The organism is Pyxidicoccus caerfyrddinensis, from assembly GCF_010894405.1.
Lineage (GTDB): Bacteria > Myxococcota > Myxococcia > Myxococcales > Myxococcaceae > Myxococcus > Myxococcus caerfyrddinensis.
Genome location: NZ_JAAIYA010000005.1, coordinates 257,007 through 276,129 on the forward strand (window position 1 = coordinate 257,007; position 19,123 = coordinate 276,129).

Below are 19,123 nucleotides of genomic sequence, written 5' to 3' on the forward strand. Positions count from 1 at the left end.
GCCTCAGGTGGACGGTGGGCCGCGCCGAGCGGGGTGCAGCGATGCCAGCTCCGCGAAGATGTCGTCGGGCCGGTCGCGCAGCGGCTTCACGCGGCCGAGCACCGGACAGAGGCGGTAGTCGTACTCCGCGGGCTGGAGCCCCGCGTTGGCCGCGATGCGCAGCAGTGCGAAGCCCTCGATGAAGAGGCGGCTTCGCGGCTCGAACGTAGGGATGTCCGTGGAGTGGGCGCGGGCCTTCTCCTGCTCGGCGGCGTAGGTGTCGATGACGGCCTGGAGGGCGGTCTCGAACGCCACCAGCGCGCCGTCGTGGAGGGCCTGGCACACCTCGAGGCGGGGCGAGGCGGGGCCGCTCAGGGCCTTGTCGAGCTGCCGCAGGGCCTCCTCGCGCTCCGAGGACGGAGCTCCCTTCATGAACTGGTGGAGGAAGAAGTGGTAGGCGAAGTCGTCCTGGTACTCGCCTTCCGGGTTCCACGTGCTGGGGGAGAGGTCGCCGATTTCGATGGCGAGCCTCATGTCCCCCGCGGCCGCCGCGCAGAAGAGGGCGTCGCTGCGGCTCCGGGCGCGGCGGAAGTTCCCGGTGCTGCCCTCGTCCTGGCTGCGACGGAGGAAGTCCCGGCGGGCCAGGGCGGACCAGCAGAGGTGCTTCTGGAAGCTGGCCTTGTCCGCGGCAACGAGCAGCGCGCAGGAGGCGGTCGCCTGGAAGTACTGCTCCACCTCTTCGTAGACCTCGCCCTTCTCGGCGGCGGGATGGCCCTCGGCGATGACCGCGAGGTGCTCCTGGAGCTCCTCCATGAGGCGTTGCTGCAGGGCGTGCAGGCTCACCGGAGCACCTCCTCGAACGTATCGCTCAGGTCTGGAACTCGTCGATGGGCGTGAAGCGGAGTCCCGTGAAGCCCTCGTCCTCCAGGGCCTTCGCCAGCTCCGGGTGGACCAGGACGTAGTACTCGACGTGCCGGGGGCGGAACATCAGCAGCTCGGGGTCCAGGGCCTCTGGCTTGAGCACCATCTTGCTGCAGGAGCTCATCTTCTCCGGGTCGATGTTGTTCCACTTGTACCGGGACTTGTCCTTGTCGATGCAGTCCACGACCCGGATGGGGTTGATGATGAAGTACTCGTCACTGGCCAGCTTCTGCTTGTGGTCGAAGAGGGAGACACGCAGGAACTCGACGTCACGGGGCTTGCGTGCCTCGACGAACTCCTTGAGCTTCCGGGAGACGACCAGCGACCTGCCCAGGTTGCTGAGGTTGTCCGCCAGGGCCACGTACTTCCGGTGCCGGGCAGACATGTGGAAGCACGCATCCTTCGGGAAGTCCTGGGCGCGGCTGATGCCCTTGCTGAGCTGGTATTCGTCCCGGACATGCTGGAGGCCTTCAAGGACGCAGAAGCGGTCTCCGACATCCCACTCCCAGACGACAGGCAGGGTACTCACGGTCAACCTCAGGGTTCAGAACGGCAGTTTGATCTTCTTGAAGATACCCGCCAGCTGCTGCAGGGACACTCCAGGAGAGCGGCGGCTGGGATTCTTACCCATCGAAAACGGGTAGTACCACTTGCGCTTGTAGTCCTCCTCGTATCGTTTCTCCCAGCAGAGCCGGGTTCCTCCCTTCCGCTCACCGCGGTCCGTGAGCAGCTGGCGGAACGCGTCGCTGGCGTCTTCGAGCTCCTTCTTGAGCCTCGCGATGTCGACGTCGTGGACCTCCTTCTTGGCGGTGAGGGAGCGCCAGACGTTCTCCGCGAGGTACTGCGAGACTTCGTCGGTGAAGCCATCCCGGGTGTTGTGGTCGACCTGATGGGACGGCAGGTTCTCAGGCTCCTGGCCCTTCGAGTCCACATATTGCCTGTTGATGGGGAGCCCGATGAGGTTCTGCGGATTGTTGATGTTCCAGGGCGTCACCCAGAGACAGGCCTCCAGGTAGTCGGGCAGTTCGGGAGGCTCCTTGGGGTAGTCCGCCTTGCGCCTGCCCACGGAGGACACACACACGATGTGGTGGGCCTGCCAGAAGCCCTCCCGCTTGAAGCCAGAGGCGCAGTTGTTGGCATAGCCCTTCACCCGCTCCGTGACGATTTTTCGCTCGCGCGTCTGGGTGATGTGTTTTTCCAGGCTCATGACCTATCTCCCGCTGTCTGGGTGAAGTCGTTCCCGCTGCTCGTGGACCCGCCCCAACATCAACCCCGCGCGGTGGCCGTCATCGCCGGACACCAGGAGCAAGGCGTGGTGTCCCCGGGCGTAGTTACGGGCGAAGGCCCGCGCGGCCAGGCAGAGCGCGAGCAGCGGTGAGGCGGTCCCTGTCTCGCCGAAGCTCAGGGCCGGGATGTAGGAAGCCCAGCCGCCAATGCGGCAGGTGTCCCGTGCCCGCAGCAACGTCTGGCCCCATTCGCGCGCCCGGAACTCCTCTCCGTTGAGGTCGAGGTAGAGGCTGCCTTCCGGAAGCGCATGGGCGTCGGCCTGCACGAGGGCCTTCGTGAGGACCTCCACCAGCGCACGGCCCATGGGCGGCGCCTTCGCGTTGAAGCACTGGGGCTCCTGGGCGGTGACAGGCGCGAAGAGGTGTGCGTGAGGGCGCTGGCCGCGCTCGCTCAGCGTGTCGTGACGCTCGAGAAGGACCGCCACGGTCGCCTCTCCCGGCATGAAGCCCACCGGATGGTCGGGCGTCTTGAGTCGACGCGCGCTCAGCAGGGGCTCGGTGCGCTCCGGCGACACCAGTGAGTCACACGCCAGCACCAGGGCCTGGTCGCAATGCCGCTCACGGAGCATGCGAGTGGACTCGGCCACGGCTCTGACAGTGCCCCCGCGCTCCTCCAGGAGGATGTGGATGGACTGTGGCCGCGGCGCCAGGCCCGTCTCTTCCTGGAGCCGCGCGACCAGCCGCTGCGCGATTTCCTCCGCGGACCAGGGCGGGGAAGTCCCCAGCCCCAAATCACGGGGAAGGCAGAGGAACCATTCGAGCCGCTCCTGCTGCAATCCAGGTGCAGAGGCACGCAGGTCCTCCAGCGCCGCGACGCAAAGCTGCACGAGCCGGCCGAGTCCCTCGAAACCGTCCGTCAGCGGGCCCGCTGTGTGGCCGATGAGCGGGACGAACTCGCGTGTCTCGCCATCGACGCAGGGGCTGGCCACCAGCTCCTGGGCCCGAACGATGCCGGCCCGTGCCGCGGCTGCTGCCTGGACGAGTGCTCCCAGGGACGTGGCGGCGCCCATGGCACTGAGCGCGACAGTTCCTGGAACGGCAGGTGACCGTTGCATTCAGCGGCCTCCACAAGCCAGCGATTGCCCGTGCAGCCCCCCGCATCCCTCGCTCCCTCAGCATGCCATGCTTTCAGGTTCGGAGCAGGTGGCCCGCTGGCGGGCCCTGCCGCGCGGCAGGGACGGATGCGGGGCTGGTGATGTGAGGATTCAGCGCCCCTCTCAGATTTCCGAGTGGGGCGTTGGCTTCCACTCGCTCCAAGTGCGCGGATTGTGGGGCGGCGGTCCATGGTCCGCGCCTTGCTCCCTGATTGCTCTTGTCACTCTCGTGAAGGAGCACCGATGCGCTGGACGCTGATGCTGGGATGTTGCCTCGCGGTCCTGGGCCTGGGGGCCTGTGGCTCGGCGGACGAGGAGGGGGAGCTGCGGCAGGGGCGGCTGACGCTGCGGGACGGGCAGTCGCTCGACCAGGCGCAGGCGTGTGGTGTGAACCTGCCGCAGTGCACGCAGGGCCTGAGCTGCATCTCCTTCAAGCTGGAGGGCGTGTACCAGGCGCGCTGTGTGAACGGCTCCACCGTCTGTGAGGAATTGCTCTCCTGCTCCGGCGGCACCGAGTGCGTCATCCTCGAGTCGTACCCTGGCCAGGTGACGTGCTCGGGCAGGTGCACCGGCTCGGACTGCGACGGCTCCGTGTCCACCTCGCCCTGAGGGCTGGGGTCACTGCAACCCGGGGCTTCCGTCCGAGTCGGGTGGCTGGACTAATGTCCTTCGTGTGACTCTTCCCGCGCTGCTGCTCGTGCCCGTGCTGTGCGCCGCCACGCCCACCCGCGTGGAACTCGTCTTCGGTGGGGACGTGATTCCCCACGGCGAGGTGAAGAAGGTGGCCACGCTGCACGCGCGCACGGGCGCGAAGCCGGCGGACGGCAGCGCCGCGCCGTCGCTCAACCACGAGGGCTGGGACCACGTCTTCGGCCCCATCACCGACGTGCTGCGCACCGCCGACGTGGGCGTCGTCAATCTCGAGACGCCTGTCACCGACAACCCGAAGGCCGTCACGCGCGAGCTGCTCTTCAACGCGCCGCCGGCCATGGTGCAGGCGCTCGCGTCTTCCGGCGTGAAGATGGTGTCCACCGCGAACAATCACGCGAGGGACCAACACCCCACGGGTCTCGTGGAGACGCTGGGCCACCTGGACGCGGCGGGCTTGCGCCACGCGGGCACCGGCTTGTCGAAGTCCGCCGCGTGGGAGCCCGTCTTCATGGACGTGCGCGGCATGAAGCTGGGCTTCCTGTCCTTCACCCGCTGGCTCAACGGCTTCAGCAACCCGAAGGACGAGGCGGACCCTCACGTCGCCTTCGTGCCGTACCCGCAGCACCGCCACCACCGTGGCCTCAAGCCAGAGGAGGCCGTGGAGGCCGTGCGCGCCGCCGCGGCCCGATGTGACGCGCTCATCGTCCTCGTTCACTGGGGCACCGAGTACAAGGACGCGCCGCACCCGGATGACCGCAAGCTGGGCCGCGCGCTGCTGGACGCGGGTGCAAAGGCCATCATCGGCCACCACCCGCACGTGCTCCAGCCGCTGGAGGCCTACCCCACCGCGGACGGACGGCGCGGGCTCATCGCGTACTCGCTGGGCAACCTCGTCGCGAACCAGGACCGCTTCTACCGCCACGTGCCTGGCACGAAGGGCGCGGCGGGCGACAAGCGCGACTCCATGCTGCTGCGCGTGTCGCTGGTGCGCCCCGAGCCCGGCGCCCCCGTGGTCCTGGAGGACGTGTCCGTGCTGCCGGTGTGGATTGAGAACAACGCCGTGGGCCGCGCGCGCAAGGAGGCCCGCAACATCCAGCCGGTGCTCATCGACCGGGAGGTGGAAGCCGTGTCGGAGCGGCTCGCCGCGCTGGCGGCCCGGCCCGCGCCGCTGGACAAGGCCACCCGCGCGGAGAAGGCCCTGCTGGAGCGGCGGCTGGCCGGCGCACAGCACCGGCGCGAGCGCATCCTCCGCATGTTGCCCACGGGCTTCGCCGTGGCCTCGCCCGAACTGCGCCAGCGCGAGGCGAGCGTGCTGCCTCCGCCGCCCGGCACCGGGAGCGTCAGCGGACGGATGGCCTCGCAGTCGGCACCGTGAGTGCTCCGAGGCCTCCACGGGCGGATGGCTTCGCGGCCCATGCCGTGGGTGCTTCGCGCTTCCGGTAACGGGGTTACGTTTCAACGCGCCACGGCTTGAACCCCGGGTGTGGGCTGTCGCTAACTGGTGGGCTCACCTTCGAAGGGAGCCCCCGTGTCCCATCCCCGTCTCTGGAGACGCTGTTCCGCGCTGGCCCTGGCGCTGGCCCTCGGCTGTACCCCCGTGCAGGAGGAGCCCACCGAAGCGCGGCCCGAGCCCACGGCCGCCACCGCGCAGGAGCTGGGCGTGGGCGGCTTCGCGGAACTGCACCACCACATGTTCGCGGAGGAGGCCTTCGGCGGCGGCTGGTTCCACGGCACCGTCACGGACGCACTGTCCCGGTGCGACGGCGGGTGGCCGGAGAGCGACCACGCCCGCGTCCGCATGGACCTGAGCGGGCTGCTCAACCTGTGTCCCAACTCCGGCGGCGTGGACCTGAGCGGCGTGCCGATTCTCGCGGGCCTGTTCGGCATCGGCGGCGCGGTGGGCTCGGAGTTCCTCGGCAAGATTGAGGGCACGCAGGGCGACACCGGCCTGCATGACGGCCGTTGCAACCCCAACACCGAGTGGCCGCGCTGGGACACCATCGCCCACCAGCAGTCGTGGGAGGGCTGGCTAAAGCAGGCACACCAGGGCGGCATGTCGCTGGTGGTGGTGTCCGCGGTGAGCAACAAGTTCCTCTGCGAGGCGCTGCCCCCGCAGAACCGCACGCGCCCCTGCGACGAGATGGTGGACGTGGAGGTGCAGCTCCAGAAGGCGCGCGACTTCGCCGCCACCCGCGACTGGGTGGACCTGGCGCTCACGCCCGCCGACGCGCGCCGCATCATCTCCGAGGGCAAGCTGGCCATGGTGCTCTCGATTGAGACGAGCAAGCTGTTCGGCACCGCCGACTGGCGCGCGGAGCTGAACCGCTTCCACGCGCTGGGCGTGCGCACGCTGCAGCCGGTGCACCAGCTGGACAACCGCTTCGGCGGCGCGGCGCCGCACAACGCCATCTTCCAGGCGGCGCAGTTCCTGGAGAACTGTCACATCGACTCGGACTGCGGACTCACCGTGGGCGGGCTCACCCTGGGCTTCGACGTGGACTCGCAGTGCCGCAACGTGCGCGGCCTCACGGCGGAGGGGCAGCAGCTCATCGGGGCGATGATGGACAAGGGGATGCTCATCGACCTGGCGCACCTGTCCGAGAAGGGCGTGCGTGACGCCTACGCGGTGGCCGAGCAGCGCCAGTACTACCCGCTCTACGTCAGCCACGGCCACTTCCGCGAGGTGATGAACGGCAAGCTGGCGGAGAACGAGAAGACGACGCCCGCGTGGGTGGTGCAGATGCTGCGCCGCACGGGCGGCATGTTCGGCCTGCGCACCGCGCACGACGAGACGCGCGCGTATACGAAGTCCGGCATCGCCAACAACTGCCAGGGCTCCAGCCGCTCCTTCGCGCAGGCGTACGAGTTCGGCCGCCAGGGGCTCAAGGTGCCCATGGCCTTCGGCGCGGACTTCAACGGCTTCATCCAGCAGACGCGGCCGCGCTTCGGGCCGAACGGCGCGTGCTCGGCGGGCTTCAAGGCGGAGTCCGACGCGCAGGAGCACGAGCAGGAGCTGTCCGGTCCCGGCCGGCTGGGCACCGCGTTCGACGAGCAGGGCCTGGCGCACGTGGGCCTCTTGCCAGACCTGATTCGCGACGTGCGCAACCTGGGGGCGAACACCGCGCCGCTGGAGAGCTCGGCGGAGACGTTCATCCGCATGTGGGAGCGCGCATCCGGGCCGCGCACCGGCATGGCGGACGCGGCGCAGGACATCGACACCAGCGGCGTGGCGCCGTGGGTGAAGCCGGAGGACCGCGAGCAGGCGTACCCCACCGTGTGCGGCGCGCACTACGCCCCGGACAGCAAGACGCTCAACGAGGGCTGCCGCTTCGACGCCGAGTGCATCAGCGACCAGTGCACCTCCGTGCTGTGCAACACCTTCGACGGCCGCTGCGTGTGTAACGACGACGGGGATTGCGGCGGCGCGGCGTACTGCCAGGACGAGATTCCGGGCAACCCGGGCGACAACGACTGCGTGGCGAAGAAGGGGAACTGGGACTCGTGCAGCCGGGACGGGCAGTGCCAGTCCGGCGCGTGCGGCGGCTGCGCCAACCTGGTGGGCTGGTGCTACACGCCCAGGTCCAAGGCGTATGGACAGACCTGCAAGGCGGACCGCGAGTGCACCACGGACCGTTGCAGCGCGGACTGCTACGTGAATCCCACGGGAAGCTGCCTGTGTGACAGCGACTCGCACTGCGGCACCAACCAGTACTGCGGCTGGGGACTCAACTCCGGCAAGTGCCAGAACAAGAAGGGCCGTGGCGCGGTGTGCTCGGCGGACCGCGAATGCCAGTCCGGGACGTGCCGCTGGTCGTTCACCTGCAAGTGAGGTGAGGGCACCGGAGCCCACCCCGAGGCGGGCTCCGGTGGCTCATGCACGCGTCAGGTTCCACCGCGCGCTCCGGGCCTCGCGAGCTGGAGCGCGTGGGCCCGGGCAAGCTACTCGGGCGCTCTCGGTCCGGGCTGTGGTGAGGGGTCCTCCCCGGGCAGCTCGCGCAGCGGTATCAGCCTTCGCAGCAGCGGCCCGCCGTGCTTCAGCCGTGCAATCCGCTGCGCGGGGTAGATGCCCCGGTGTCCCGTGAGCAGGTACGCCACCGTGGCGACAATCACCACGTGGGGCAGGACGCTCGCGCCCAGCAACTCCACCGCCATGATGGACAGCGCCAGCGGGGTGTTGGCCGCCGCCGCGAACAGGGCCGCGAGCCCCACCGCCGCGCCCAGGTCCACCGGCAGCCCGAGCAGCCGCGCCAGCACGTTGCCCAGCGCCGCGCCGATGAAGAACAGCGGCGTCACCTCGCCGCCGAGGAACCCCGCGCCCAGCGTCACCGCCGTGAAGACGAGCTTCCACGCGAAGGCCGTCACGGGCAGCGCCGGGTCCACGAAGGCGCGCAGGATTCCCGGCACGCCGAGGCCCAGGTACTCGCTCGTCCCCGACAGCTTCCACAGCGCCACCACCGCCGCGCCGCCCAGCGCCATCCGCACCGGCAGCCACGGCACGCGCTTCTCGGACTCCTTCTTCAGCCGGTGCGTCAGCTCCACGAACACCACCGCCACGACGGCGACGGCCACCGCGAACACCAGCCACTTCGCCAGCACCCACGCCGTGAGCGGAAGCGCCGTGGGCACCGGGTACACCGTGTGGTGGATGCCCAGCCCCCGCGTCACCAGGTCGCCCACCACCGCGGACACCAGCGCGGGCAGCAGCGACTCGTAGCCCAGCCGCCCCACCACCACGACTTCCAGCCCGAAGACGGCGCCCGCCACCGGCGTGCCGAACACCGAGCCGAACCCGCCTGCGATTCCCGCCGCCAGCATCTCCCGCCGCATGTCCGGCCCGACGCCGAAGCGGCGCGCCAGCACGTCCGCGAGGCTGCCGCCCATCTGCACCGCCGTGCCCTCGCGGCCCGCGCTGCCTCCGAACAGGTGCGTCAGCACCGTGCCCACCAGCACCATGGGCGCCAGGCGCAGCGGCACCTGCGTGTCGCCCTCGTGCACCGCGTCCAGCACCAGGTTGTTGCCCCCGCGGATGGGCCCGCCCCACCGCCCGTACACCGCGCCCAGCACCAGCCCCGCCACCGGCAGCGCGTACACGAGCGCCTCGTGCGACTCGCGAAAGTGCGTGGCCTCGTCGAGCAGGTACAGGAACACCGCCGACGCCACCCCGCACACACACCCCACCACCCCGCCCAGCAACAGCCACTGCGCCAGCGCTCGGGCTCCACGGGAAGGACTCACGCCGCGCACTCCAGGTCCCCGTGAGACAGGGTGAAACACTGCGTCAAACGTTGCATTGCGTCACCCATGTGACAGTGCACTGCGACAGAAGTCGAGGTCTGGGTTCACCCGTGTTTGCTGACATGACGCGTTATTCCGGATTCGGAGTGATTTGCGAATCAACAGCGTGTACGGTCCTGCTCCCCCCAAAACCCCCACGGGTAGAAATCAAAGGAGCGGGGCATGTCCTTCCGTCTCAGCGGGCAGTCCATCATTGCCATGTGCGCGGCCTTCACGGTCAGTGGTAGCGCGATGGCGAGCACCATCAACCAGAACGTCTCGTGGACCATCGACCGGTCCACGGCCACCACCAAGTACCGCGTGGTGGCGTACGGCGACTCCATCTACGCCGGCTACAACGGCGGCCTCAGCGCCGTGGCCCGTCGCGCCGCTCCGACGGTGCAGGGCGAGTACCTGGCGCAGAAGTGGAACGCGGACATCGAGGTCTACCGCCGCACCAAGTCCGGCGCCAAGGCCGACGACATCTACAACAACAAGATTGTCTCCGAGCGCTCGTACATGCAGGCGACGAACACGCGCGTCGTGATGTTCGAGATGTGCGGCAACGACTACCTGCAGGCCCGCAGCGCCTTCACGGACCAGACGGGCACGTGCAGCTACGCCGGCCTGGAGAGCGCGCTCGCCGCGTGCACCACGTACACGGAGAAGGCCATGCAGGCCATCAACCAGTACGCGACGACGGCGAAGGTGAAGATCGTCTCCAACATCTTCTACCCGGGCTATGCCGCGGACAACGTGCTGACGGGCTGCACGGACTCGGCGACGGGGCAGAAGATCAACAAGCAGACCAAGTTCCTGCCGCTGCTGGCGCGCAGCAACTGGCGCACCTGCAACCTGGCGGCGCGGTACGGCTTCCAGTGCGCGGACTCGTTCGCGGAGATGATGGGCGCGGAGTACGACTCCAACGGCGACGGCCAGGTTGACTCGGACGCGCTCCGCTACGTCGCGGGCGAGACCGAGGATGCATACGTCAACCGCATCTCCAACACGCTGCGCTCCACGCTGCGCGATGCGAACACGCACTTCGTGAACGCCAGCACCAGCTACGACTACATCCAGTCGGACAACACGCACCCGACCTACTTCGGCACCACCGTCAGCGTGGGCATCTTCGGCGGCACCGGCTCCGGCACGGCCGCGCCCCAGTTCACCGACGCGCAGATGCCCGGCGGCAAGAACCCCGAGTGGAACAAGAACGGCCACGACAAGATGGGCTGGGAGTCCTCGAAGTTCAATCCCGCCACGCCGTGATGCCCGCACCCGCACACCGCGGGTGAGCGCTTCGACAGGGCCTCCGACCTTCCACACGCGGGTCGGGGGCCTCGTCTTTTTCGGACGGACGGCTTCGTGCCGCTCAGTAGCCCACGAGGATGCGCACGACGAGCAGCGCCATCAGCACCCCGTAGTAGGCGAACCGGTTCAGCCACTCGGCGCCGCGCCGCACGCCTCGTGCGTAGGAGGGCGTGAGCCAGGCCGCCGCGAAGGACACCACCTCCACCAGTGCTCGGAAGAAGCAGGCGAAGAGCAGGAAGTTCACGAACACCTGCGAGTAGTCGCGCCCGAACGAGCGCAGCCAGGCCGCGAGCCCGTACATCTTGTACTCACCGAAGGGGCTACCGAAGGTGATGCGCTGGCTGAGCTGGAAGAAGATGCCCGTGGGCAGCATGGGGTAGAGCACCAGCTTGCCCACGAAGTGGTACCAGCGTCGACGCCAGAACGTGTGCCTCGCCTGGGCGTAGCGCACCAGCGGGTGCTCCCGCGCCGTGCCCAGCTGTGGGACATGCCAGCCGAGCGCCGTGAGCAGCGGCACCGCGTCCTCCACCTCCAGGCCGTGGCTGAAGGTGCGCCCCGACTTCATGCGCAGCGAGAGCCCGGGACCCGGCAGCGGCAGCTTCCAGGGGTGCACGGACTCCACGGCCTCGTAGGGAAGCTCCATCCGAGCGCGGCTGCGCAGGGTGATCATCAGGTGGTTGTCATCCACCTCCGCCGTCGCTCGGGTGCTCCAGCGGAGCACCGTGGAGAGGAGCCACGGTAGCGGCACTCCGAGCCCCAGGCCCCACACCAGCGGTCCGGGGGGAAGGGGGTATTGGCCCGGGAGGACGGCGTCCAGGATGAGCCAGCCGCTGAAGAAGAGCAGGCAGCCGAGCATCATCCCTCGCGCCGCCAGGCCGACGCCCCGTACGAGCGGAGTCCAGGCGTGCACCGTGAAGCGCTCGGGGGCGGGTGCGCTGTCAGGAGTCGTGACCGAGGGTGAGCCGGAGGCCGTGGCGGTGGACGTGGGACTCATGGGGGCGAGCGAGAGTGGCGGGCTGCGTCGACCGGTGGGGGCCGCATTGCCTCGGGGGAGGGCGCTCCGTAGCATACGCAGCCCGATGGTTCGCGGGCGAGGGCGAGCATGAAGCCGCGGCACCCAGCTCCTGGACGACGCGTCGACAGCGATGGCGTCACGCATGTTGCTCCCACGCGCTCCGGCCGCGGCGTGGGCGTGTGGCTCGTGGGCGGCGCGCTCGTCTTCCTCGTTGCGTGCATCGGCCTGAGTGTCTGGCTGAGCTCCTCGGAAGTGGAGGTGGAGGCGGTGCTCGAGGTGCCGCCTCCCGTCGTCCAGGCGCCGCCGCCGATGGCGGTCCAGGCTCCCGTGCGGCGTCCAGTCGCTCAGCGCCCGCAGCCCGTGGCCACACCGCCATCCGAGCTGGCGGGGAACCTGACTCCCGTGGAGGAACCGGAGCAGCCTTACACCGGGCCCACGGGCACGCAGCTCTACCGGCCCGGCACCAAGCCCATGAAGCGCGGCATCGTCGTGCCCGAGGACTTCGAGCTGCCCCCCGGCTTCGTGCGCCACTACCAGTCCACCGACAACGGTGAGCGCGTGTCCGCCATCCTGATGTTCCATCCCGACTTCGAGATGAAGGACGAGCGCGGCGAGCCCATTCCCCTGCCGGAGAACCGCGTGGTGCCCGCGGAGATGGCGCCGCCGGGTCTGCCCATCCAGATGCTGCAGCTGCCCGAGGGCGCCGAGGCCGGGGACTCCCCGCCGTGACGGACCCGGGAGTGGGGCGCGCGCGGCGCCTCGGTGTGGCGCTGCTCGGCGTCGTGGCCAGCACCGCGATGCTGGCGCTGTTCTCGAGCCTGCGGATGCCGTGGACGCTGCTCGGCTGGGTGGCGTTGGTGCCCTGGCTCGCGGTGGTGGACAGGGCCCGTTCTCCTCGTGAGGCGCTGGGGCTGGGACTGGCGCTCGGGGCGGTGTTCTCGGCGGCGGTGTTCGGCTGGTTCGCGGGCTCGGTGCAGGCGTACTCGCAGGCCCCGCTGTGGGTGTGCTGGCTGGCGCTGCTGCTGATGTCGCCCGTGGTGCAGCTCCAGTTCCCGCTCGCGGCGCTGGCCCGGTATGTGGCTCGGCGCGCGGTGGGGCCTCGTCTGGCGTGGTTGCCGCCGGTGGTCACCGCGCTCGTGTACGTGGGCGTGGAGTGGTTCGCGCCGAAGCTCTTCGCCGACTCGCTTGGACTGGGGCTGGTGACACAGGAGTGGTTGCGGCAGGGCGCGGACGTGGCGGGTGCTCCCGGGCTCACGCTGGTGCTGTTGCTCGTCAACGAGTGCGTGCTCGCAGCGCTTCAGGCTCTTCGCATCCCTGCTCAGCGTCGGCGCGCGGTGGCGCCGCTGGCGGCGGGCGCGGCGCTGGTGCTCGCGCTGACGGCGTATGGCGCCTTCCGCCACGCGCAGGTGACGGAGGCGACGCGGCGTGAGCCAGGGCTGGTGGTGGGCGCGGTGCAGGCCAACATCACCAACTACGAGAAGCTGAAGGCCGAGCGCGGCACGTACGAAGTGGTGCGGATGATTCTCGACACGCACTACGAGCTGTCCGACGGGCTGCTGCGCTCGGGGCCCGTGGACTTCCTGGTGTGGCCGGAGACGGTGTACCCCACCACCTTCGGCACGCCTCGCAGCGAGGCGGGCGCGGAGCTGGACGCGGAGATTGCCGGCTATGTCGCCCAGCGCGGCGTGCCGCTCGTCTTCGGCACCTACGATTTGGACGGCGAGCGCGAGTTCAACGCCGCCATGTTCCTGGGCCCGGATGCGCGCGGCGAGCGGTTGGAGCACACGGCGTACCGCAAGACGATGCTCTTCCCGCTGACGGAGTGGGTGCCCGACTCCATCGACACGCCGACGCTGCGCGAGTGGCTGCCGTGGACCGGCCGCTGGAAGCGGGGCCCGGGCCCGAAGGCGGTGAGCTTCCGGTTGCGCGATGGACGCTCGCTCACCGTCGCGCCGCTCATCTGCTACGAGTCCATCTTCCCCTCGTACGTCGCGGACAGCGTGCGCCAGGGCGCGGAATTGCTGCTCACGCTGTCCAATGACTCGTGGTTCTCCGGCACGCCCGCGCCCCGGCTGCACCTGGCGCACGCGGCCTTCCGCAGCATCGAGACGCGGCGGCCCCAGGTGCGCGTGACGAACTCGGGCGTGTCCGCGCTCATCGATGCCACCGGCGCGGTGGTGTCCGAGGTGGATGACAACCAGCGCTCCGGGCTCGTGATGCGCGTGCCCGTCACCGCGCCGCTGTCGTCACTGGCGCTGGCCTGGGGGAACTGGCTCGGGCCGGTGGCGCTCGTGCTGGCGTCCGCGCTGCTCGTGGGTGCGACACTGCACGGGCGCCGGGTGCGGCGTTAGCGCCCGTGTCAGGCGGGGCTTACAACCTTCCGGACTTGAGCTCGCCGACCATGTAGTCGCAGGCGCGCACGGTGAGCGCCATCATCGTCAGCGTGGGGTTCTGCGGGCCCTGGGACACGAAGCAGGAGCCGTCGGTGACGAAGAGGTTGGGCACGTCCCAGCTCTGGTTGTAGGGATTGAGCACGGACGTCTTCGCGTCAGTGCCCATCCGCGCGGTGCCCACCTCGTGGATGGCCATGCCCGGCGTGGACAGCGTGTCGTTGACCTTCTCCACCGTGAAGCCGGCCTCTTTCATCATCTCCTGGCAGGTGGCCACGGCGTCTCGCGACATCTTCAGCTCGTTGTCCGAGTGCTTGCAGTCGATGTGCGCGGCGGGGATGCCCCAGCGGTCCTTCACGGTGGGGTTCAGCGTCACGCGGTTGTCCGCGCTGGGCACCATCTCCCCGAAGGGGACGAAGTGGCAGTTGTCCCCGTAGGTGAAGACCTGCACGCCGTAGCCTCGCGCGAAGTCGGGCGCGCGCTCGGCGACGTTGCGGAACTGGGGGATGTACGCCCAGCTCTGCTCGTTGCGCTGCTGCTCGGCGGGCAGGTTCATCCGCGCTTCGAGCCCGAGCAGGTACGTGTGGTCCATCAGGTTGCGGCCGAGCTGCCCCGACGAGTTGGCGAGCCCGTCCGGGAACGCGCTGTTTCGCGAGTGGAGCAGGAGGCGCGTGGACTCAATCGTGCCCGCCGCGAGGACGACGATGCGGCCGTGGGCCTCGTACGTCTTGCCCGACTCCGCGTCGACGAAGGTGACGCCGGTGGCGCGGCCCGTCTTCGCGTCGTAGAGGACCTGGCTCACCACCGCGTGCGTGCGCAGCGTGAGGCGGCCCGTCTTCATGGCCGCGGGCAGGGTGACGGGGGCGCCAGCGGTGCGGCGGACGACGACGCGGCGCTCGGGCCAGCGGCGCTCCACGCGCTCCTTGAGTCGCTGCTCCGCGGGAATCATGGGGATGGACTCGGCGAAGACGGAGTCGGGCAGGGTGTCCAGCCCGTCCGCGTTGCCGCGCAGTCCCATCCACCGCTCCACCGTCTCGTAGTGCGGCACCAGGTCCGCCAGCGACAGCGGCCAGTCCGGGCCCTGCCCGTCGTGGCTGCCGGCTTTGAAGTTGAAGTCGGACAGCCGGTAGAACTGGCGGCCGTGCGCCTTCACCGAGGTGCGTCCGCCCACCTGCCGCGCGCGAATCCAGGTGAAGGGCTGGTCGTCCGGCGTGGTGTAGGGGTTGTCCACGTCGTCCACGAAGGCGTGGGGGTGGAAGGGCCACGCGAAGGTGGTGGACTGGATGGGCTGGCGCTCCTTGCGCCGCTCATCCGCCTCCGTGCGGTAGCGCAGCACCTTCTGGCGGAGCCGGTGCCACGTCCAGAGCATCTTGTCGGCGCGCTCGGTGCGGCCGGCCTCGAGCACCAGCACGCGCAGCCCGGCCTCCGTCAGTTGCTTGGCGGCCCAACCGCCGCATGCGCCCGAGCCCACCACCACCGCATCGAAGTTCATCCTGGACGTGCCCACAGCATCCCTGGTGCAGCAGGGCCGGGGGGCCCTGTGAAAAGAAGAGCGAGTGTAAGCTGCCCTGACTCGGATGTGAGCCCCCCGGCGGCGGGCGGACAGGCGGCCGGGCGCCGCTTCGAGGAGGACAGGCGGACATGAAGTGGCGGTGGCTGGTGGGTGGAGTGCTGGCGCTGGGGCTGCTCGCGGCCCTGGCCGTGTTCGGACGGGCGTGGCGGCACTCGGAGGGGTACTTCCACTATCCGAAGCCGACGGCCGTGAAGCCCGCGGACCTGGCGGAGGCCCGGGACGTGAAGCTGGTGGCGGCTGACGGGCTGGTGCTGCGGGGCTGGTACGTGCCGTCCCGCAACGGCGCCGCGGTGGTGATGGCGCATGGCCTGTCCCAGACGCGCGCGGACCTGCTGCCGGAGGCGCGCATCCTGAAGGCCGCGGGGTATGGCGTGCTGCTGTTCGACCTACGCGCCCATGGCGAGAGCGAGGGCGCGACGTCCACGTGGGGCGACAAGGAGCGGCTGGACGTGCGGGCCGCGCTGGACTTCGTGCGGGCGCAGCCGGACGTGGACCCGGAGAGGGTGGGGGCGCTCGGCTTCTCGATTGGTTCCGCAGCGGTGGCGGAGGTGGCGGCGAAGGACCCGGCGGTGCGCGCGGTGGTGCTGCTGTCCCCGTTCAACACGCTGTGGCTGGCGGCGGCGTATGACTTCCGGCGCTTCGGCTTCGTGTCGCAGTCGGGGGCGCTGGTGCCGTTCTGGCGGCGCGGGATTGCGATTGAAGAGGTCCGGACGATTGACGCGGTGGAGCACATCCGCCCTCGGCCGCTCCTCATCGTCATGGGGACGGAGGAGTCCGGACAGCCGCTCGCGGATGAGCTGTTCGCGAAGGTCCGCGAGTACGCGCAGACGTGGCGGATTCAGGGCGCGGGACACGGGAACTTCGCCGCGACGGAGCCCGTGGAGTACCCGCGCCGGCTGCGGGCCTTCCTGGATGCGGCGCTGCTGCCGGAGGGGGCCGTTAGCGCTGGCGTTCCTTCCTCGAGCGGGAAGGCGGCTCCGGAGCAGCCCCGGCCTTGAGCGTCAGGGCCTCGCGCACTTCATCTTCGCAGGCGCGCAGCATGCGTTCGAGGTTCTCACGGGCGAGTGGGTCCAGGGACGTCATGGCGTGTCGTGCCTGCTCCACCATGTGCTCAGCGGTGGGAAGGTCCGACGGCGAAACCCGGGCCGCCCATTTCCAATATTCGGCCGCGGCAAAGCCGTAGCGCTCCACTCCGAGAGGGTGGGTCAGCAGCTCTCTCAAGGCCGCACGTACGACTCGAGGGCTCTGCTGCGAGTGGGTCGCGCAGTGGAAGGCATCCTCGGCCAGGGCGCGCCGGAGCGGGACTGTGGGGATGCGCCTCGCGTATTTCCTTTCAAGGCGCTTGAGCCCCTGGCGGAAGCGGCTCCACCGGTGCTCCGCGAGAGCGCTGTTGGCTTCCCGCTCCAGCGTCATCTCCCGCCACGGCTCATGGTGGAACGAGGGGTCCGCCGGGCCTGCCTTCAAAGGCCAGGACATGTCCTTCGCTCTCCCTTCTGGTAGAGGGCCTGCGGCCAGAAACCCTCCGCGTTGCAGAAGTCCAGGCACTCCTGACAGCGGGTCGAGCTCGGGTGGTAGCCAGGAAGGTAGCCGCCCCCGGCCTGGATGCACTTCTCGTAATACTGAGCGCAGCGGTCCTTGGTTTCTTCCTCGGGCCCACTCTGCGTTCCGGTGCTGGGCGGAGGAAGATAGGGGCCTGGTTTTCGGGGCTTCGGCCCCGTGTCAGGTGCAGTGGCTCCGCACCGCTGCCATTGCCCGGGATGCTGCTTCAGACAGCAGGACACCGTGCTGTCTCTCGGGCTGCACGACACCTCACCCGGCGCACCGGCATGAAGTTCGCCTTCAAGGTGGGGTCTCCGTCTGTCAGCGGCGGAAGCACATCCCATGCAGGACAGGAAAGCCGCCAGGAGCACATTCCTGGGTACGAGTGGCAGGGATGGCCGTGCTCCCGACAACGAACGTGTTGTCACGCTCACGCCGCCGGGGCCGGTTCCTTCGCCTCCAGCTTCGACAGTTGCTCCAGGAAGGCGCGGCCCTTGGCCGGGTCCGCCATGTGGATGAAGGCGGCCATGCCCTTGAGCTGGTCCAGCGACTCACCCTCGCGGGCCGGCTTGCCCTTCTCGCGGTTGTGGATGGCGGCGCGCAGCCGGCGCACCACGTCGCGCGGGACTCGCGCCGCGGGCTGGCCTGCCTTCGCCTCATTCACCACCAGCCCCGTCACCCGCTGCCGCGTGCCCTTGCGCGCCACGCGCGTCTTGTCCGGGTGCAGGCGGAAGCCCTCGCCCTCCACCACGGTCTGCACGCGCGACAGCAGCACCGCCACCGGCGGACGCTGGGAGCGCTTCGCCTTGGGCTGCTTCGCCTTCGTCCAGGAGAAGGTCAGGTCGTCCGCGTAGCGCGTGTACGTGAAGCCCAGCCGCTTCGCGAGCGCGGAGAGGCGCTTGTCCAGGCGCAGGCACAGCGCATTCGTGATGCCCGGCGACGTGGGCGCGCCCTGCGGCAGCGCGCGCGGGCCCTTCGCCACGTGCAGCAGCTTGCCGCGGAACTGCACCGCCTCACGCGGCGCCTCGGTGGCCATCAGCGCGAGCAGCGTGGAGGTGTTCTCCGGCAGGCCGCCCTTGCGCAGCAGGCCCTTCACCCGCCGCCACGTCACGGAGGGGAAGAAGTCCTTCAGGTCCACCTTCACCACCACGTCCGCGCTTGCGTGGGCCAGCGCGTTGGTGAGGATGGAGCGCCCCGCGATGAAGCCGTGCGCCGCGCCGTGCACCGGCAGCCGCTCCACCACATTCGACAGCACCCAGCGCTGCGCTTCCTTCAGCTCCGGCTTGGGTGACGTAATCGTGCGCGAGCCGCCGTCGCGCTTCGGAATCTTCCAGCTGATGTAGTGCGTGGCCGTGTCCACCTCGCGGTGGAACGCGAACCAGCGCAGCTTGGACACGCTCAGCCCCAGCGCCTTCGCCAGCGCTTCCGCCGAGCCCAGCTCCGGCAGGCCGTTCGCCTTCGCGCGCTCCTCGCGGTCCGCGACGTCGAACTTGTCGGCCCCGGCGTCCTCTTCCCAGTGCACGCCCGCGCCCAGGTGGCCGATATGGGTGGCCTTCCACGCCTCATGGGCCTGGCGTTCCAGGGCGCGGCGCTCGGTGGCCTCGGCCTTCTTCTTCTCCTTCCAGGCCGTCTTCTCCTTCTCCGACGCCTTGGAGAAGTCGAGGTCGCCGACGGCGAGGCCCTTGGAGACGAGCTGGCCCTGCACCCAGGAGTCGGCGCCGCCGGACTCTTCAATCGCCTTGGCGCGAAGGAGGAGCGCCTCGTGGGCGGCGCGGCGGACCTCTCGCTGGGAGACGGCGTTGGCGGCGGGGGCCGACGGCGCGGGGGTGGGGACGGCCTGCGGCGAAGCTGCGGGGACGAACGACTCCAGCCTGGCGGTCATGTCAGCACCTTGGGCGGGCGCGGCGGCATCGGACGGGACGTGGCGCGAGCAGTCGAGGGAGGCCGGGAAAGCACCACCATCTTACCTGGGGCACGGTAGCCTCACCGGCTCTCCCCTCCTAGGCACTACGGCCCGGGCGGGTAAACGGCGTTCGCGTCGTTGGCTCAGCTACCCGCCCGGGCCGTAGTGCCTAGGAGGGAGAGAG

General features: G+C 69.7%; 16 protein-coding genes. 7 read left to right on the forward strand and 9 right to left on the reverse strand.

All coding sequences use genetic code 11. The annotated features are described in order from the left end of the window. Positions 1-3 precede the first annotated feature (3 nt). From G4D86_RS13920 to G4D86_RS13935, 4 genes are read right to left on the reverse strand one after another with little or no spacing between them, the layout of a single operon-like run. Positions 4-822 carry an Imm49 family immunity protein gene (locus G4D86_RS13920; RefSeq protein WP_163993628.1) on the reverse strand — a complete coding sequence of 273 codons (819 nt, stop codon included), beginning with the start codon at positions 820-822 and terminating at the stop codon, positions 4-6. Positions 823-847: 25 nt separating this feature from the next. Next, positions 848-1,429 carry an imm11 family protein gene (locus G4D86_RS13925; RefSeq protein ID WP_163993630.1) on the reverse strand — a complete coding sequence of 194 codons (582 nt, stop codon included), beginning with the start codon at positions 1,427-1,429 and terminating at the stop codon, positions 848-850. 15 nt (positions 1,430-1,444) lie between these two features. After that, complete coding sequence (locus G4D86_RS13930; protein WP_163993632.1) at positions 1,445-2,107, reverse strand: AHH domain-containing protein; 663 nt, start codon at positions 2,105-2,107, stop codon at positions 1,445-1,447. 3 nt (positions 2,108-2,110) lie between these two features. Then, on the reverse strand, positions 2,111-3,241 hold the full coding sequence (locus tag G4D86_RS13935; protein ID WP_163993634.1) for a hypothetical protein: 1,131 nt from the start codon (positions 3,239-3,241) through the stop codon (positions 2,111-2,113). Positions 3,242-3,523: 282 nt separating this feature from the next. On the opposite strand from G4D86_RS13935, the gene G4D86_RS13940 reads away from it, so the two are divergent. The 3 genes from G4D86_RS13940 (at position 3,524) to G4D86_RS13950 (ending at position 7,760) form a co-directional block, all read left to right on the forward strand. Then, a complete protein-coding gene (locus tag G4D86_RS13940) occupies positions 3,524-3,889 on the forward strand; it encodes a hypothetical protein (protein WP_205519569.1) in 366 nt (121 codons plus the stop codon). A gap of 64 nt (positions 3,890-3,953) precedes the next feature. Next, the gene (locus G4D86_RS13945) at positions 3,954-5,306 is read left to right on the forward strand and encodes a CapA family protein (protein ID WP_163993636.1); all 1,353 of its coding nucleotides are present in this window, start codon (positions 3,954-3,956) and stop codon (positions 5,304-5,306) included. 153 nt (positions 5,307-5,459) lie between these two features. Beyond that, complete coding sequence (locus tag G4D86_RS13950; RefSeq protein WP_163993637.1) at positions 5,460-7,760, forward strand: membrane dipeptidase; 2,301 nt, start codon at positions 5,460-5,462, stop codon at positions 7,758-7,760. Between the two features lie 110 nt (positions 7,761-7,870). On the opposite strand, the gene G4D86_RS13955 is transcribed toward G4D86_RS13950, so the two are convergent. Beyond that, positions 7,871-9,166, reverse strand: coding sequence for a chloride channel protein (locus G4D86_RS13955; RefSeq protein ID WP_163993639.1), 1,296 nt, complete (start codon positions 9,164-9,166; stop codon positions 7,871-7,873). Between the two features lie 222 nt (positions 9,167-9,388). On the opposite strand from G4D86_RS13955, the gene G4D86_RS13960 reads away from it, so the two are divergent. Further along, positions 9,389-10,477 (forward strand): SGNH/GDSL hydrolase family protein, encoded by a 1,089-nt coding sequence (locus G4D86_RS13960; protein ID WP_163993641.1) that lies wholly within the window; start codon positions 9,389-9,391, stop codon positions 10,475-10,477. A 103-nt stretch (positions 10,478-10,580) separates the two neighbouring features. On the opposite strand, the gene G4D86_RS13965 is transcribed toward G4D86_RS13960, so the two are convergent. Further along, on the reverse strand, positions 10,581-11,513 hold the full coding sequence (locus tag G4D86_RS13965; protein WP_163993643.1) for a hypothetical protein: 933 nt from the start codon (positions 11,511-11,513) through the stop codon (positions 10,581-10,583). A 108-nt stretch (positions 11,514-11,621) separates the two neighbouring features. Between G4D86_RS13965 and G4D86_RS13970 the strand changes: the two genes are divergently transcribed. Both G4D86_RS13970 and lnt read left to right on the forward strand, forming a co-directional pair. Beyond that, positions 11,622-12,263, forward strand: a complete 642-nt coding sequence (locus tag G4D86_RS13970) for a hypothetical protein (RefSeq protein ID WP_163993645.1) — start codon at positions 11,622-11,624, stop codon at positions 12,261-12,263. A 68-nt stretch (positions 12,264-12,331) separates the two neighbouring features. After that, positions 12,332-13,885, forward strand: a complete 1,554-nt coding sequence (gene lnt, locus G4D86_RS13975) for an apolipoprotein N-acyltransferase (RefSeq protein WP_163994188.1) — start codon at positions 12,332-12,334, stop codon at positions 13,883-13,885. Positions 13,886-13,904: 19 nt separating this feature from the next. On the opposite strand, the gene G4D86_RS13980 is transcribed toward lnt, so the two are convergent. Further along, positions 13,905-15,416, reverse strand: coding sequence for a GMC family oxidoreductase (locus tag G4D86_RS13980; protein WP_240360233.1), 1,512 nt, complete (start codon positions 15,414-15,416; stop codon positions 13,905-13,907). Between the two features lie 149 nt (positions 15,417-15,565). Between G4D86_RS13980 and G4D86_RS13985 the strand changes: the two genes are divergently transcribed. Next, positions 15,566-16,495: an alpha/beta hydrolase gene (locus tag G4D86_RS13985; protein ID WP_163993649.1), complete on the forward strand. Its 930-nt coding sequence runs from the start codon at positions 15,566-15,568 to the stop codon at positions 16,493-16,495. Here the strand turns inward: G4D86_RS13985 and G4D86_RS13990 are convergent. Both G4D86_RS13990 and G4D86_RS13995 read right to left on the reverse strand, forming a co-directional pair. Beyond that, the gene (locus tag G4D86_RS13990; RefSeq protein ID WP_163993650.1) at positions 16,437-16,910 is read right to left on the reverse strand and encodes a hypothetical protein; all 474 of its coding nucleotides are present in this window, start codon (positions 16,908-16,910) and stop codon (positions 16,437-16,439) included. The genes G4D86_RS13985 and G4D86_RS13990 overlap by 59 nt on opposite strands. 556 nt (positions 16,911-17,466) lie before the next feature. Then, complete coding sequence (locus G4D86_RS13995; protein ID WP_163993652.1) at positions 17,467-18,918, reverse strand: reverse transcriptase family protein; 1,452 nt, start codon at positions 18,916-18,918, stop codon at positions 17,467-17,469. Positions 18,919-19,123 lie beyond the last annotated feature (205 nt).

Excerpts from the sequence above, each read along its gene's own strand:
- G4D86_RS13960 (WP_163993641.1), top strand. The coding sequence starts at position 9,389 with ATGTCCTTCCGTCTCAGCGGGCAGTCCATCATTGCCATGTGCGCGGCC.
- G4D86_RS13970 (WP_163993645.1), top strand. The coding sequence starts at position 11,622 with ATGAAGCCGCGGCACCCAGCTCCTGGACGACGCGTCGACAGCGATGGC.
- G4D86_RS13930 (WP_163993632.1), bottom strand. The coding sequence starts at position 2,107 with ATGAGCCTGGAAAAACACATCACCCAGACGCGCGAGCGAAAAATCGTC.
- G4D86_RS13935 (WP_163993634.1), bottom strand. The coding sequence starts at position 3,241 with ATGCAACGGTCACCTGCCGTTCCAGGAACTGTCGCGCTCAGTGCCATG.
- G4D86_RS13940 (WP_205519569.1), top strand. The coding sequence starts at position 3,524 with ATGCGCTGGACGCTGATGCTGGGATGTTGCCTCGCGGTCCTGGGCCTG.
- G4D86_RS13985 (WP_163993649.1), top strand. The coding sequence starts at position 15,566 with ATGAAGTGGCGGTGGCTGGTGGGTGGAGTGCTGGCGCTGGGGCTGCTC.
- G4D86_RS13965 (WP_163993643.1), bottom strand. The coding sequence starts at position 11,513 with ATGAGTCCCACGTCCACCGCCACGGCCTCCGGCTCACCCTCGGTCACG.
- G4D86_RS13990 (WP_163993650.1), bottom strand. The coding sequence starts at position 16,910 with ATGACGCTGGAGCGGGAAGCCAACAGCGCTCTCGCGGAGCACCGGTGG.
- lnt (WP_163994188.1), top strand. The coding sequence starts at position 12,332 with ATGCTGGCGCTGTTCTCGAGCCTGCGGATGCCGTGGACGCTGCTCGGC.
- G4D86_RS13980 (WP_240360233.1), bottom strand. The coding sequence starts at position 15,416 with ATGAACTTCGATGCGGTGGTGGTGGGCTCGGGCGCATGCGGCGGTTGG.
- G4D86_RS13995 (WP_163993652.1), bottom strand. The coding sequence starts at position 18,918 with ATGACCGCCAGGCTGGAGTCGTTCGTCCCCGCAGCTTCGCCGCAGGCC.